Annotated in this window: 14 protein-coding genes; 8 read left to right on the forward strand and 6 right to left on the reverse strand. The window is 32.8% G+C overall.

Annotation, left to right across the window (positions count from 1 at the left end; genetic code table 11):
* The first annotated feature begins 24 nt into the window (after positions 1–24).
* The 8 genes from B0A75_RS00140 (at position 25) to B0A75_RS00180 (ending at position 6,570) form a co-directional block, all read left to right on the forward strand.
* Positions 25–1,308 (forward strand): sterol desaturase family protein, encoded by a 1,284-nt coding sequence (locus B0A75_RS00140; RefSeq protein ID WP_089052271.1) that lies wholly within the window; start codon positions 25–27, stop codon positions 1,306–1,308.
* The gene (locus B0A75_RS00145) at positions 1,305–1,982 is read left to right on the forward strand and encodes a lysoplasmalogenase (protein WP_089052272.1); all 678 of its coding nucleotides are present in this window, start codon (positions 1,305–1,307) and stop codon (positions 1,980–1,982) included. Before B0A75_RS00140 ends, B0A75_RS00145 begins: the two co-directional genes overlap by 4 nt.
* 89 nt (positions 1,983–2,071) lie before the next feature.
* Positions 2,072–2,524: a 2-dehydro-3-deoxyphosphooctonate aldolase gene (locus B0A75_RS00150; RefSeq protein WP_089052273.1), complete on the forward strand. Its 453-nt coding sequence runs from the start codon at positions 2,072–2,074 to the stop codon at positions 2,522–2,524.
* 618 nt (positions 2,525–3,142) lie between these two features.
* A complete protein-coding gene (kdsA, locus tag B0A75_RS00160) occupies positions 3,143–3,961 on the forward strand; it encodes a 3-deoxy-8-phosphooctulonate synthase (protein ID WP_089052274.1) in 819 nt (272 codons plus the stop codon).
* A 19-nt stretch (positions 3,962–3,980) separates the two neighbouring features.
* Entirely contained in the window at positions 3,981–4,877 is an 897-nt protein-coding gene (locus tag B0A75_RS00165; RefSeq protein ID WP_089052442.1) for a hypothetical protein, read from the forward strand.
* Between the two features lie 166 nt (positions 4,878–5,043).
* A complete protein-coding gene (locus tag B0A75_RS00170; protein ID WP_089052275.1) occupies positions 5,044–5,721 on the forward strand; it encodes a YiiX family permuted papain-like enzyme in 678 nt (225 codons plus the stop codon).
* Between the two features lie 87 nt (positions 5,722–5,808).
* Complete coding sequence (locus B0A75_RS00175) at positions 5,809–6,261, forward strand: hypothetical protein (RefSeq protein WP_089052276.1); 453 nt, start codon at positions 5,809–5,811, stop codon at positions 6,259–6,261.
* Positions 6,262–6,264: 3 nt separating this feature from the next.
* Positions 6,265–6,570, forward strand: a complete 306-nt coding sequence (locus B0A75_RS00180; protein WP_089052277.1) for a hypothetical protein — start codon at positions 6,265–6,267, stop codon at positions 6,568–6,570.
* A 117-nt stretch (positions 6,571–6,687) separates the two neighbouring features.
* Here B0A75_RS00180 and B0A75_RS00185 read toward each other — a convergent pair whose 3' ends face one another.
* From B0A75_RS00185 to B0A75_RS00210, 6 genes are all read right to left on the reverse strand, one after another.
* Positions 6,688–8,079: a M20/M25/M40 family metallo-hydrolase gene (locus tag B0A75_RS00185; protein WP_089052278.1), complete on the reverse strand. Its 1,392-nt coding sequence runs from the start codon at positions 8,077–8,079 to the stop codon at positions 6,688–6,690.
* A 173-nt stretch (positions 8,080–8,252) separates the two neighbouring features.
* A complete protein-coding gene (locus B0A75_RS00190) occupies positions 8,253–10,181 on the reverse strand; it encodes a discoidin domain-containing protein (protein ID WP_089052443.1) in 1,929 nt (642 codons plus the stop codon).
* A 66-nt stretch (positions 10,182–10,247) separates the two neighbouring features.
* Positions 10,248–11,033: a glycerophosphodiester phosphodiesterase family protein gene (locus B0A75_RS00195; protein ID WP_089052279.1), complete on the reverse strand. Its 786-nt coding sequence runs from the start codon at positions 11,031–11,033 to the stop codon at positions 10,248–10,250.
* Positions 11,034–11,126: 93 nt separating this feature from the next.
* Complete coding sequence (bglX, locus tag B0A75_RS00200) at positions 11,127–13,427, reverse strand: beta-glucosidase BglX (RefSeq protein WP_089052444.1); 2,301 nt, start codon at positions 13,425–13,427, stop codon at positions 11,127–11,129.
* 10 nt (positions 13,428–13,437) lie between these two features.
* The gene (locus tag B0A75_RS00205) at positions 13,438–14,151 is read right to left on the reverse strand and encodes a carboxylesterase family protein (RefSeq protein WP_089052280.1); all 714 of its coding nucleotides are present in this window, start codon (positions 14,149–14,151) and stop codon (positions 13,438–13,440) included.
* Between the two features lie 6 nt (positions 14,152–14,157).
* Positions 14,158–15,531, reverse strand: coding sequence for a glucoamylase family protein (locus tag B0A75_RS00210; protein WP_089052281.1), 1,374 nt, complete (start codon positions 15,529–15,531; stop codon positions 14,158–14,160).
* Positions 15,532–15,561 lie beyond the last annotated feature (30 nt).

Here is a 15,561-nt window from a genome sequence, read left to right on the forward strand (position 1 = left end):
TGAAATAAAATAGAATGTTTTTTTATGGAAGAATACGGAAAAATATTGATTATTGCGATGCCTGTTTTTTTAGCTTTAATAGTAATTGAAAAAATATACGGCATTTACAAAAAGAACGATACTGCACCTTTGATAGACAGCGTGTCTAGTATTAGTTCTGGTATAACAAATTCTGTAAAAGATGTTTTAGGACTAAGCCTGACTTTTATTTCTTATGAATGGATGGTTTCTAAAATTGCTCTTTTTCATCAAGAAGCTACTGTTTTCTCTTATATCATAGCCTTTTTTGTTATCGATTTTTATGGTTATTGGAGCCATCGCTGGGCACATCAAATTAATCTTTTCTGGAATAAACATGCTATTCACCACAGCAGTGAAGAGTTTAATCTTGCCTGTGCATTGCGTCAGCCTATCGCAAGTTTAGCTAACTTATTTACATTTTTATTAATTCCTGCCGCATTGTTAGGAGTTCCCGCTTCAGTAATTGCCATTACACTTCCGCTTCATTTATTCCTGCAGTTTTGGTACCATACTAAACACATCAAAAAAATGGGAATTATTGAACATATTCTCGTTACACCATCGCATCATAGAGTACATCATGCCATAAATCCAGAATATTTAGATAAAAACCATTCACAGATATTTATTTTTTGGGATAAACTTTTTGGTACTTTTCAGGCTGAATTAGATGATGTTCCGCCAGTTTTTGGAATCACAAGACCTGCTAATACGTGGAATCCAATAAAAATAAATTTTCAGCATCTAACGTTACTAATTAAGGATGCATGGCGCGCCGAGAATTGGAAAGACAAACTTACCATTTGGTTCAAACCAACAGGATGGCGCCCAGAAAATTTTGAGGAAAAATATCCTGTAAATAAAATCGAAAATGTTTTTGATTTTGAGAAATACGGTACACAAAACTCTCAAAAACTAATTTACTGGTCAGTTGCACAACTTTTAGTAACACTTTTGTTTGTGAGTTATTTGTTTGATAATATTGCTAAAATTGGACTTCCAAACATTTTTATCTACGGTTTTTTCATTTTAATAACTATTTACAGTTATAGTGAATTAATGGACAAAAGCAAGTACGCTGTTTTTTGGGAAGGTTTGCGCTTTGCCGTCGCAGCAGCAATTATTACTTATTATGGTGATTGGTTTGGTTTAAATCAAGTTTTTTATCTAAGTAATTATATCATTCTAGGTTACCTAAGTTTATCCTTTTTAGTATCGATATACTTTATAACAATTGATTTTAAAACGATCCAAAACCAACCCATAAATACATTAACCACAAAATGAAAAATTCTACTTTATTTAAAATCTATATTGCATTTAGCATTGTTTATCTGCTTATTCTATTTTTAGGACATGAAAATCTAAACTTTTTTTTAAAGCCGATATTGATACCGATTTTAATTTTTGGGGTTTATTTTTATAAAAATTTTCCAACTAAAAATATTCTTTTAACTGCCTTAATATTCTCGTGGATTGGTGATGTAATATTGCTTTTTTCAGATATATCCGAAATTTATTTTATTCTCGGATTAGTTTCTTTCTTAATTTCTCACATCGTTTATTGTATACTTTTTAATCGTCAAACTAAACGAAATTTAAAAAAGAACAGCATTGCAATAGGAATTGGCACCATATTAATTGCTTGTTATTTAATTGGAATGTTATCTGTATTATTGCCTTCTTTGGGCGATTTAAAAATACCTGTAATAGTTTATGCCAGTGTAATTTCGATTATGCTTTTGTTTGCTTACAACGGACTTTTAAATTGGAATGAACCAGGCAACAAACTAGTTTTTTCTGGTGCGCTTGTTTTTGTTATTTCTGACAGCATTTTGGCAATTAACAAATTTTACAACCCAATTGAGAAAAGTTCCTTTTTTATCATGCTCACTTATCTTGTGGCACAATATCTGATTGTAATTGGTATACTAAAACTGAATCCGAAGAACGTAGAATAGTATTTTGATACAAATACTCATTTCTTCTTTAAATACAGTTATACAGCAAAAAAACCTTTTACATTTGTACGACCAAAATAGATCAAACCATGAAAAAAACAGCTCTTTTCATTATTTTACTAATTACTGTATCATCTTGTATCAGTACAAAATCAACATTAAAAAATGTAGATGATAATGCGCCTGATTTGGTACTTGGCAAAAACAATACTTTTATCATTTCGCTATTCAGTAAAGACAAAAAGTATGGTTATAATCCTGATTATCCTGTAAATATTTTTTTTAGAAACACAAAAGATGAAGCCACAAACGAAATTCGTTTTTTGAATGCTTTAGCGGGGCCAAATGGTGAAAAAATTACTTATAAACGTTTAGAAACATGCTGTCCGTTTCCTACCAAAAGAAGTGATATGGGTGCCGGATTTTTAAATGTTTACGAATTGACTTGGGAAGGGCAAAAAAAACCAATAACGCTATATTTGAACATTTACGAAAAAGGTATTTTGATGGTTCCGCTGGGATTGACTTTAAAAAAGGAGTAAAAATAAAAATGCTCAATATATTACCTTTACTTCTCATTATTTTTCCAGTGCTTTCTCAATTAATACTTGGAACACTTTCTATTTATAAACCTGTTTCTTTAAAATTCAAAATTGTTTCTTGGATAAATTATATATTGCAAATTATATTCTCTTTTACAGCTTTTTAATATTGCAGATTATAACCTTAGAAAACAATATGAACCAAATCCTGTGAGATGCGGTATGCCGCTCGTTGGAATAGCTGCAGGCTGTTTCTTTCTACTTTTTACTCTAATTTTAGTTATTGTAATTCAATTTGTAGTTAAAAGATGGAGAGCAAAAAGGAACATGATATAACATAGTATTCCTTAGTAAAAATAGCAGGAATATTTTTATTCATAATCTTGGAAAACATATGCAAACTGCAAAACTTTAGAACATGATAAATGTCATTTATTAGTTTCTTTTCATGCTTTAATATTGTCATGAAAAAAGCATATAATTATTCAAAAGTATTTTTTGAAATTCGTTTAATTCTACTAAGCTCTTAGCCAGTTATTCGCGTTCTTAAAATAATCTTAAATCTTCATCTGCTATTCATAAATCATGACTACCTTTGCATTGCAAAAAAATAATTTTATGAACTTACAACATATTCCACAAATTAAGCATACTGACAGCGGAAATTTCTTTTTATTGGCGGGCCCTTGCGCTATTGAAGGAGAGGAAATGGCTCTTAGAATTGCTGAAAAATTAGTTGGTATTACCGACAATCTTCAAATTCCTTATGTATTTAAAGGATCTTTTAAAAAAGCAAATCGTTCTAGAATTGACAGCTTTTCTGGAATTGGAGACGAAAAAGCTTTAAAAATTTTAAGAAAAGTTTCTGAAACTTTTCACGTTCCAACAGTTACAGACATTCATACTAATGAAGATGCTGACATGGCAGCGCAATACGTTGATGTTTTACAAATTCCAGCATTCTTAGTTCGCCAAACTGATTTAGTTGTGGCAGCTGCAAATACTGGAAGAACAGTAAACTTGAAAAAAGGACAATTTATGAGTCCCGAAAGTATGAAACATGCAGTACAAAAGGTATTAGACTGTAATAATGAAAATGTTATGGTTACTGATCGCGGTACTATGTTTGGCTACCAAGACATGATTGTTGATTATAGAGGAATCCCTACTATGCAGCAATATGCAACTACTGTTCTGGATGTTACGCATTCACTGCAACAGCCAAATCAAACAGCAGGAATTACGGGCGGAAGACCTGATATGATCGAAACGGTTGCTAAAGCTGGTATTGCCGTAGGTGTTGATGGTATTTTTATCGAAACTCATTTTGATCCTGCAAATGCAAAAAGTGATGGTGCTAATATGCTTCATTTAGACTATTTTGAAGGTTTAATGACAAAATTAGTTGCTATCAGAAAAACAGTTAACTCATTCTAAATTTATAATACTAAGTTCTTTGAAAACAAAATTTCTATTTTTCTTCTTGATTTGTGTTTCTTTAAGCACTTTTGCCCAAGAGGAAATTCCGGTACAAAAATACGCAGCTCATAACAAAGGGAAATTCTTTGTTATGTGGGGCGGAAACAGAGAAAGTTACTCTAACTCTGATGTAAATTTCAGAGGTAAAGACTACAACTTTACTGTTGAAAATATGAAGGCTCATGATAAACCGAAAGGCTGGCATGTTGATTATGTTAATCCTGTAAACATGACTATTCCTCAGACAAACTTGAGATTGGGTTACTTTTTTAGTGATCATTACAGTGTAACAATTGGTGTTGATCATATGAAATATGTAATGTCTCAGAATCAAATTGCAAACGTTAACGGATACATCGATCTACCTACTGATCAAGCTGGCTCAATTTACAATGGAGTTTACAATAACAGACCTGTAGATATGTCTATAGGCGGTGCACAAGAAGGTGGAATGCCTCCTGGAAGCACTGATACTCCTTTCTTAATTTATGAGCATACTGACGGTTTAAACTACATTAATACTGAGGTTTCAAGATTTGATGATGTTTCTAAATGGTTTGGTCTGCCAAATATAGATAAGGTACAAATTAACTTGACTGAAGGTTTAGGTATTGGACTTTTATACCCTAAAACAAATACAACTTTATTAGGAAAAGATCGTCACGATGATTTTCATATTTCTGGTTACGGTGTTTCGGCAAAAGCGGGTATCAATGTTACTTTTTTCAAACACTTCTATATTCAAGGAGAATTAAAAGGCGGTTACATCAATATGCAGGATATTAGAACTACTGTAAGTAATGAAGATAAGGCTTCGCAAGACTTTTTCTTTTTTCAAAGAATTATTGCTGTTGGCGGTATTTTCAGAATCTAATATTTCGTAAGAAAAAGAATTAAAAATAGTTATCATTTATTTGGTAACTATTTTTTTTATCATTTACTTTGTAATTCAAAGTTCTTTTTAGTTGTGTTAATTTTTTATCAAAACAAATTAGATACAACATCTAAAAAAGTACTTTTAGCTTTCAATTATAAAACCAATGAAAAAACAAAAATATATATTTCTCGGCATTACATTTCTACTAAGCTTTGGTCTTGCTTTATTTGTAGCAATGTCTGTTTTTCCGAATAATCCCTTTTCTTCTAAAGCGAAAACAGAAAATAAGGCTGTGAGTAAAATTCAGGATGGTGATATTATTTTTCAAACATCACAATCGCCTCAATGCGAAGCGGTGCGAATTGCCACAAACTCAAAATTCTCGCATTGCGGTATTATCTACGATATAAACGGAAAATGGTTTGTCTTTGAAGCAGTTCAACCTGTAAAATTGACTCCGTTTGAGGATTGGATTAAGCACGGAAAAGACAATAAATATGTGGTAAAAAGATTAAAAGACAATGCTGTTTTAACTCCTGTTGTTCTTCAAAAAATGAAAGACTACAGTCAGCAATTTGACGGCAAAGAATATGATTCTTATTTTGAATGGACGGATAATAGAATTTATTGTTCAGAACTGGTTTGGAAAATTTATAAAAATGCCGCTGGCATTGAGCTTTCGAAATTAAGAGAACTAAAAGATTTTAATTTAACTGATGTCAGAGTTCAAAAAATATTAAAAGAACGATATGGTAATGAAATTCCGCTTCAAGAAAAAGTAGTTGCTCCTTCTGACCTTTCAGATTCGAGTTTACTAAAAACTATAGTTGATAATTATTAAAAATAGCAAAAAGCTAATTCGAAAATCAATTGGCTTTTATATTTATTATTTTACTTTGAATTTCAAAGAACTTTTAAAAATATATTTATGAGAGACTATCTAATTGAAAAACTTTATGAATGCAGTAAAAAGCCCTATCAAAAATATTTTAAAAAGAATGAACCTTGGGAAATTGATAAAACGCAGTTAATGGATTATCCTGAAGGAAGTCTAGGCCGTGGATTGGGAAATTTTCTTTACAAGAACCATTTCGACATGCAAGAAAAACTGGAAGATCATGACATTATTCATGTCTTAACAAATACAGGTATTTCTGTATATGAAGAAATTGGAATGCAGTATTATCTTTTAGGAAACGGGAAACGAAGTTTGTATTTGTTCATGGTTATACTTTCTGGAACAGTGTTTTACCCAAACAAACTACAGTACTTTATAAATCAGTACAAAAGAGGAAAACGAGCACTGCCATTCCATTATCTTGATTTTTCAAAAATGCTTTTAAAACCAATTTATACTATTCAGCAATCATTTAAAATTTAATTTATGAAAACAACTCATCACAAACCTTTTGAAGAAAAGCAATCAACTGAATTAGCTGTTGGCACTTTTATGATTAGTACGATCTTGTTTGTACTTTATATTATTTCGAATGAGAGCCCGAATGTATTAGTTATTGCATGGCCGTTTGCGTCTTCTGCGATAATAGTAAATATTATAATGTTAGTAAATCTAACAGATCGATTTATTCATTTACCAGAATATCGAAAAGATATTGCACTTAAGATTTTAATACTGCTTTCTAATATTCCAATAACCTTTTTGTATTATTTGATTGTGATGAAATTTTGATTTTTTTTTGATTATAAAAGCAAAATTATCTCAGCTTCAGAAAAGCACAATATTTATATCAAAAAAAATAGACTGTCAAAAATGACAGTCTATTTTATATATTATAGATTTTAAATCTTAATTCGCTTTCGGTAATTCAATTCCGTTTTGATCTAATAGATACATCAAAGAAGTCATTGTTGCCGCTCCAAGTTCTAATTCTCTTTTATTGATAGCGTCAAATTTATCATTTGCAGCATGATGATAATCAAAATAACGTTGTGAATCTGGTTTTAAACCTGCTTTAACGATGGCTTTAGACGTTAAGTGTCCAATATCTGAACCTGCGTGACCAATTGTAAAACTGTGTACTAAATAAGGTTCAAAAAGATCTTTGTATCCTTGAATTTTTTTCAAATTAACATCATCCGCTTCTATAGAAAATCCTCTTGGAGAAAATCCTCCTGAATCACTTTCCAATGCAAAAATGTGGTTTTCTTTTTTCTGTTTTGAAACTTCTTCATATTTCGCTCCGCCTCTTCCGCCATTTTCTTCATTCATGAACAATACAACACGAATTGTATTTTTTGGCTTGTAATTTAAGTTTTTAAGTATACGAAGCACTTCCATACTTTGCACTACTCCTGCTCCGTCATCGTGAGAACCGTCTGCTAAATCCCAAGAATCTAAATGTCCGCCCACAACCATAATGTTTTCTGGAGTTACTGTTCCTGTTAATTCTCCAATAACATTATAAGACAATGCATCTGGCAAAGTTTCGCATGATTGTTTAAAATAGAATTTTAAAGCTGGGTTCCTTTTTAAAGATTTACTCAACAATTCGGCACCATTTGTACTAATTGCTGCTGTTGGAATATATTCTTCTTTTTTCAAATCTCCATAACTTTGCGCTCCTGTATGTGGAAAATCGTCTAAACGCAAATTCATTGAACGAACAATGGTTCCTACAGCTCCTAATTTAGCAGCTTCTTTTGCGCCAGCATATCTTTGATCTACACAAGCTCCGTACGAAGTAAATGTTTCTATATTTTCAGGATTCATTGGTCTGTTGTAAAACACAATTTTCCCTTTTACTTTATCAGCTCCTAATTCACTTAATTCTTTAATACCCTGCACTTCTATAATTTCTGCAGTAAGTCCTGTTTTTGCTGTTGCCACAGATCCTCCTAAAGCACAAATTGGAACAGCAGTTTTTACTTTTCCGTCAAGGATAAAAGCAGTTTCTTTTTCGCCGCGTACCCAGTGAGGCACCATAACTTCCTGTAAGTATACTTTATCAAGTCCAAGACTTTCTAATTGTCTTTTGGTATATTGAACTGCTTCTTCTGCAGTTGCAGAACCAGATAATCGTGCTCCAATATCATTAGACAGATATTCTAACCAAGAATAACATTTTGCTTCGGTTAAAGCTTTTTTATAGAATAATTTGATATTTTTCTCATCATTTGACTGAGCAAATAATGTCAATCCGTTTAAAACTAAAGCAGTTAAAAGAATCGTTTTTTTCATAGTTTTTATAGCGTTTTGGTCTTTTGTTTGAGTTTTTTTTTAGCTTAGATCACAAAGGAACAAAATTCTTTTAAAACTGTTCGAGTTTTTCTCTAAACCTTTCTGAAAAAAAAACTCCAATTGCAAACCTATTTTGTTTGCAATCGGAGTTCCCTTATTTTATTAGATTAGGATTACTTTACTTCGATAAGTTTAGCTTTATCTCCTATTCCATTTTCATTAAAAGCTTCAATAGTAAAATAGTACTTTGTGCCTTTATCTAAACCTCTAAAGTCATATGTATTTTCACCGTAAACCATAATGCTGTTGTACAATTTATCAGGAGCAATTCCGTAGTAAATATTATATCCAACTGCATCCGTTTGTTTTTTCCATGAAATCATTGCATTACGTGAATCCGCTGCTTTTCTATCTACTTTAAAAGAGGAAACAACTTTTGGTTTTACTTGTAATCCATTTCCAAATACCCTGAAATCTGAAACTGCAAATAAACCTGATGCATTATGAATATTAACCATCTTGATGTATCTGGCTTTTATTGACTTTGTAAGCTCAACATAATCATGCGGAACATCTTTTGCATTTTTAGATTTATCTACAACTAATGTCCAATTTTGAGCATCATCAGACATAAAGATTTTATATTGATAATAAATATCCATTGCCTTATTGTATTGTGTTGCTTTATGATCTGCATAATTGATCTGCAATGCCTTTATCTCCATTGGTCTTCCCAAATCCATTTGAAGCCATTCGCCAGAATCACTTGTTTTGGCTGACCAATAGGTTTGAATATTTTCATCGGTTAGATTCTCAGGGCCGTAACAGAACTTTTCGTATACTTTTTTACCTCCGTTATCCATTCTGTGTGTTTCCACTTCCATACATTCTTCAGATGAAGAAACGGTTACCGGCTTTTTGTACGAAAGCAGCATCCATCCTGATGAGGCTCCTTTTGTTTGATCGCGCTGACTTGTTGGAAGCACAATTGGAAAATCTCCATAAGAAGTTATCGAATACATTACATCATCTTTATCAAATCCTGCAGGAAACATATCAATACGACGCTCAAAACGATCTTTAATAGATATTTTACATGTTCCTGTGTTCCAATAATTTCCATAATTATCTGCAAATGTATTTCCGTGACCTGCACCAATTACAAATCCGCCTGGTTTGTATGACATCGGATTGTGTTTTTGGTAAGTAAAAGGTCCTAACGGATTATCGCCAACATGAACTCCGTTTGCATAACCTTTAAATTCTGTTGCTGGTGCACCATATTGCATATAGTATTTTCCGTTGTGTTTTGTCATCCAAGCGCCTTCAATAAAATTTCCCCAAGGCGCTGGTTCCATATCATTGTTCGGTCCAAAACGTTCCCATCCATGATTTGCAGGATCTAAAATTGCAACTTCTTTTACTTGACCATACACTTTTTGAATATCTTCAACTTCAGTAGCTTTATACAATTCTGCATAATCAGCTTGATTCCCTTTTGGAAGCCATGTATCGTAATCTACCTCTACACCAACAAGCGGCAATTTTCCGCTTGAACCATAGTACATATATACTTTTTTATCATCATCTTGAAAAATGGCAGGATCCCATGTTGGCAGCATTGCTTTATCAACATGTCGCAGCCACTGACCTGATTTTGGATCATCGGTTTTCCAGATTGGGTGATCTTTTTTCCAAGTAGAACCTACATAAAATAAGGTATCGTTTACAACCCAAGCTGCTGGTGCACATTGATCGTCATCTGCTGGTTTTCTTTGAAAACTTCCGTAGACAAATTTCCAATCAGACATGTCTTTGCTCCAGAAAAAACCTGCCTGATTTGTGGCAAACAAATAGTATTCTCCTTTAAAGGTAATAATGACAGGATCTGCACTTGAACGTCGTGATACTGGAATACCATTATGATTTTCGGTTGTATAATTGTATCCAATGTTTATAGGATTGCAATAGGTTGTTGCGGGTTTATTTGGATCAAACCATTCTGTTTTACCAGGAATATTAGTGTTTTGTGCCCAACCGATTGAACTAACTATTAAAAGCAACGAAAGCACTTTTAAGTGTAGTGTATATCTATTTTTCATTTTTTGATTTTTAAAGTTTAAAAACAAGAGGATTTGCTTTGTTTTGAATTAAGCTTTTCTTGAAAACTACTTTTTCACTTTTATTCTTTGTGCCAAAAGCTCTGGCTCATTTGTCGTTATATAATTAAACTTGCTCTCGATAATCCAATCCATATCAGAAGCTTCGTTAACGGTCCAGGCATTTAGAATAATATTATTTTCTTTTGCTTCTATAATCCATTCTGGATGTTTTTTGAAGACTGAATAATGATAATCAATGCCATTAATATTATCCACTTTTACTTCTTTTGGTGATTTATTTCCTTCTAAATATTGTAAAACGGTTTTATGATCAACTGCTCTAATTTGTTTTAATATTTCATAATCAAAACTAATGTAGCAGGTGATTTTATCAGCTTTCAGCTCTTTGATGGTTTCAACTACTTTCAAAGCAGTCTTTTTTCCTCGTTCTTTACTTATCTCTGATGGTTTTATTTCACAGACTAAAAGAGTGTGTTTGTTATTTTTAATTCCTTCTGAAATATACTCGTGTAATGTTGGCAGTTTTTCTCCGTTTGAAAGTTTGAACTTTATCAGATCTGCGTAATTTGTTTCTTCAATAAGTAATTTGTTATAATGTGCATCGTGATTGATTACAAGAGAATCATCGGCAGTTCTCCAAACATCAAATTCAGAACCTGCATTTTTCAAATCGATAGCATGTCTTAAAGCTGCTATAGAATTCTCTGGAAGATTATTCTTTTTCCATGCGCCGCGATGTGCTACAATTCCATTATTTTGTACACTGCAAGAATGGAAAGCTATTATTACTGCGAAAAAAAGAAGGGCTCGAAATATTTTACTAGTATTCATTTTTTTTGAAATTATAATTGAATAAAAATGTCTTTTTAGAAAAAAAGCCCTCCGTCAACCAAACGAAGGGCTTTTAACTAACCAATAAACCAACTATTTAGTTAACTCAAAACTAACTTTCTTATCGGCAGTTGAATTTCCTCCAACGAAAATATCAAACTGTCCAGGTTCTGCTACAAATTGTAAATCAGAATTATAAAATTTTAAATCTTCAACTGTGATATCAAAAGTCACGGTTTGTTTTTCACCTTTTTTAAGTGTAATTTTTTGGAAACCTTTCAATTCTCTAACCGGTCTTGTTACCGAACCAACTAAATCTCTAATGTATAATTGAACTGTTTCTTTTCCGTCATAATTTCCAGTATTAGTTACATCAACGGTTACTTTTAATTTTCCAGAAGCATTCATTTTATCTGATGAAATTTTCAAGTTTGAATAATCAAAAGTGGTATAGCTTAAACCAAAACCAAATGGGAATAATGGTTCGTTTCTTTCGTCGATATAGTTAGATCTGAATTTTTCAAATTTTCCTTCTGTGTTAGAAAGTGGTCTTCCTGTATTTTTGTGTGCATAGTAAATTGGTAATTGTCCAACGCTTCTTGGGAAAGTTGAAGTCAATTTTCCTGAAGGATTTACATCTCCAAATAAAACGTCAGCAATTGCATAACCTGCTTCTGAACCAGCGAACCAAACATTTAAAATAGCTGGTACCGTTTCGTTTTCTTCTTTAATAACTAACGGACGACCGTCGAATAATACTAAAACAACTGGTTTTCCTGTTTTTAATAATGCATTTAACAAATCTTTCTGCGCTTGTGGAATTTCTAAATTCGTACGACTGCTAGATTCTCCACTCATTTCTGCAGATTCTCCAAGAGCAGCAACAATTACATCTGACTGATTTGCTACTTTTAAAGCTTCTGCCAATAATTCTTCTTTTGAACGAGAATCACGGTGCAATGTTTTTCCAAACATTGTTGCATTAGTTTCAAAAGTTTCATCGTAATCTAAGTTGCTTCCTTTTGCGTATAATACTTTAGTTGATTTCCCTGCTACTTCTTTGATTCCTGCTAATAATGAGATAGCATTCTCCATTTTTGTCGCTACGCTCCAAGTTCCCGGCATGTTTTCTTTAGCATCAGCCAATGGCCCGATTAAAGCAATTGTTCCCGATTTTTTAAGTGGCAATACTTGGTTTTGATTTTTTAATAAAACCAAAGATTGCGCAGAGATTGATCTTGCTTCTTTTCTGCTGCTTGAAGTAAAGATCTCTGTTTTTGCTCTTTTTTCATCACAATATTTATAAGGATCACTAAATAATCCTAAATCGTATTTTGCTTCAAGAATAAGTTTAACAGCATTGTCGATTGTTGCCATTGTAACTTTTTTCTCGTCTAAAGATTTTTTCAAAGTTGTTAAAAAACCTTCTCCAACCATATCCATTTCAACACCAGCATTTAGAGACTGAGCAGAAACTGCTTGTAAATCTCCCATTCCATGCTCGATCATTTCAGGAATTCCTGTAAAATCTGTTACTACGAAACCTTTAAAGCCCCATTGTTTTCTTAAAACATCTGTCATTAACCATTTATTTCCAGTTGCAGGAATTCCGTCAACTTCGTTGAAAGAAGCCATAACTGAACCTACACCTGCGTCAATAGCAGCTTTGTAAGGAGGGAAATAATCGTTGAACATTCTGATATGACTCATATCTACAGTATTGTAATCACGACCACCTTCTGGCGCACCATATAAAGCGAAGTGCTTTACGCATGCCATAATTGAATTGTTTTTAGAAAGATCATGTTGTTGGTATCCATTAACCATTGCTTTTGCAATTTCACTTCCTAAATATGGATCTTCACCTGAACCTTCTGAAACTCTTCCCCAACGCGGATCGCGAGAAACATCAACCATTGGCGAGAATGTCCAGTTGATACCGTCTGCACTAGCTTCTTGCGCTGCAATTTGTGCACTTCTTTCGATTAAGCCCATATCCCAAGTACAAGATAATCCTAACGGAATTGGAAATGTTGTTTCGTAACCGTGAATAACATCCATACCAAAAATCAACGGAATTTTTAATCGGCTTTCTTCAACTGCAATTCTTTGTACTTCTTTAATTTTTTGAACAGATTTAATATTGAATAAACCTCCAACTTTACCTTCAGCAATTTTTTTAGCCACATCAGAACTATTTGCTTGTCCTGTTGTAATATCTCCAGAAGTTGGTAAATTAAGCTGACCTAATTTTTCGTCTAATGTCATTTTTGACAAAAGCTCAGCTACAAACTCTGACTTTGGTTTAATTTTTACTGTATTTTTAGTATTCTTTTTTTGGGCATAACCCAAAACAGCACATCCTAAAAATAGTAAGACTAATTTGTTTTTCATTCTATTATATTTATTTGTTCGTATTCGTTCTTTTCTGTTTAAACATCCAGTCATAAATTTCAGGATTGTCGTAAACTCTTGTCCAGCTGTCGTGACCTGCATCATCAAAAATGGTCAATTGAACATCTTTCGCATTACATTTTTTTAACTCTTTGTAAATCGTAATCGCATAATTTACATTGACCACATTATCTAATAAACCGTGGTAAATTCTGGTTGGAATATTGGCTATTTCACAGGCTTTTTCTAACTGAATTAAATCTACAAAACCAGCGACAGGTACATTTGCGGCAAATAGATCAGCATGTGCAAAAGCCAAATTCCATGAAGCCCAGCCTCCTGAGCTTAAACCAGTAACATATATTCTTTCTGAATCAATTTTGTTTTCTTTCTGAATTTTTAAAATCAGCTGATAAATTGATTCTATATCCCAATTTTCGTCTTCTTTACATTGCGGCGCCAAAACATAAGCATCCAGCTGATGGGTTTTTAAATACTTTAAAGGCCCGTTTATTTTGACTTTTTCAAGGTCTGTACCTTTTTCTCCATCTCCTGAAATAAAAACTATTAATGGCTTTTTCTCTTTTGTATTTATCGGTTTATGCAAAACATATCCCAATTCATAGTTGGTTATAACAACCGTTTTTATTTTTCCTGTTGTCTCACTTTGTGCAAAACCAACTAGAGAAAAAAGCATTAAGAGTAAGCCTGCTTTATATTTCATAAAAAATTAGATTCCGTATTTTCCGGATTTAAATCCAAGTTTTGTTAAACCTTGTTTTACTTCTGGAGCATTCATAAATAACTTCCATAATAATCCTGTACGATAATTTTCAAGCATTACTACTTCTGGACCTTGATCTATGGCTAGATATCGTTTTGCCACCCAATTGTTTTCTAAACTTAGTGCATCATAAAAACCAGCTTCTCCCCAAGTTTCTTTTTTATGATTTTGATAAAGGTTTCTCATTAAAGCAATAGATTCTTTTGGTGTATATACAATTGAACTTATTGCTGCTGTTGGTGATATAACTCCAACATCATTCGTTGGAAAATGTGCATTATATCCTATTGATCCGTCAGGATTTCTAGAATAAGAAGCTGTTAATCCCCAATAATCAGCACCATAACTGCCATATTTTTTAGGATTCTCAACACAATATTCATAATCTATTTTAACCTGATTTACATTTAAATCCCAGTAGTTTGCATATTTATCTGTTAATTGATTCGGATCTAAACCTACATAAGAATAATGCGCCCAAAATAATGGCCCTCCAAACTCTTCAGCTCCATTATGTTTTAGAATTAAAGGAATATTGTATTTTGTTTTTGAAGTAACAATTCCGCCGCTTCTGGCCCAGCCTTCATGATAAGCTTTTGCATCGATAGTATGTGTTGGCGATGCTGCTGCCAAAACGTACGTAATTAAACATTCGTTATATCCCTCAAGCGGAAAATTCATCTGCCAGTCGTAATTAGGCGACCAGTGCCAGTACAGCACATTTTTGTTGTTTGTATACCATTGCCAGTCAACACCTTTCCAAAGTGCGTCATATTTTGCTGCAACAGCTTTCTCTTTTTCTGAACCTGTTTTAAGATATTCACGAACTGTAATCATTCCTGCAACCAAAAATGAAGTTTCGACTAAGTCGCCGCCATTATCCTTGGTTCCAAAAGGTTTTACTTTTCCTGTATTTCCGTCAATCCAGTGTGACCACGCTCCGTGAAAACGATCAGCTTTGCCTAAAAAATCAGCAATTTTGTTCAGTCTTTCTACTCCTTGTGCTTTTGTAATATAGCCTTGAGACATTCCTGATACAAGTGCCATTAAACCAAAACCAGAACCGCCTGTTGTAACAATATTTGAATCATTCTCTGGATAATTTCCGTCAGGATGATAACGTTCTCTTGCTAATCCAGAATTTGGTTCTGCATAATCCCAGAAATACTTAAAGGTTTGTTTTTGAACCATTTCTATAAGCTGTTCATCTGTCAGTGTAACACTAGAAGTTTTTTCTTCTGTATTCCCTTTAGATTTAACAGCAGAGGATCCACATCCAAAAAAAGTAAAAGCTAAAAATAAAACTGAAATTCTAATCATTATAAAAATTTAAAATATTGAATAAATAAT

The organism is Flavobacterium oncorhynchi, assembly GCF_002217355.1.
GTDB lineage: Bacteria > Bacteroidota > Bacteroidia > Flavobacteriales > Flavobacteriaceae > Flavobacterium > Flavobacterium oncorhynchi.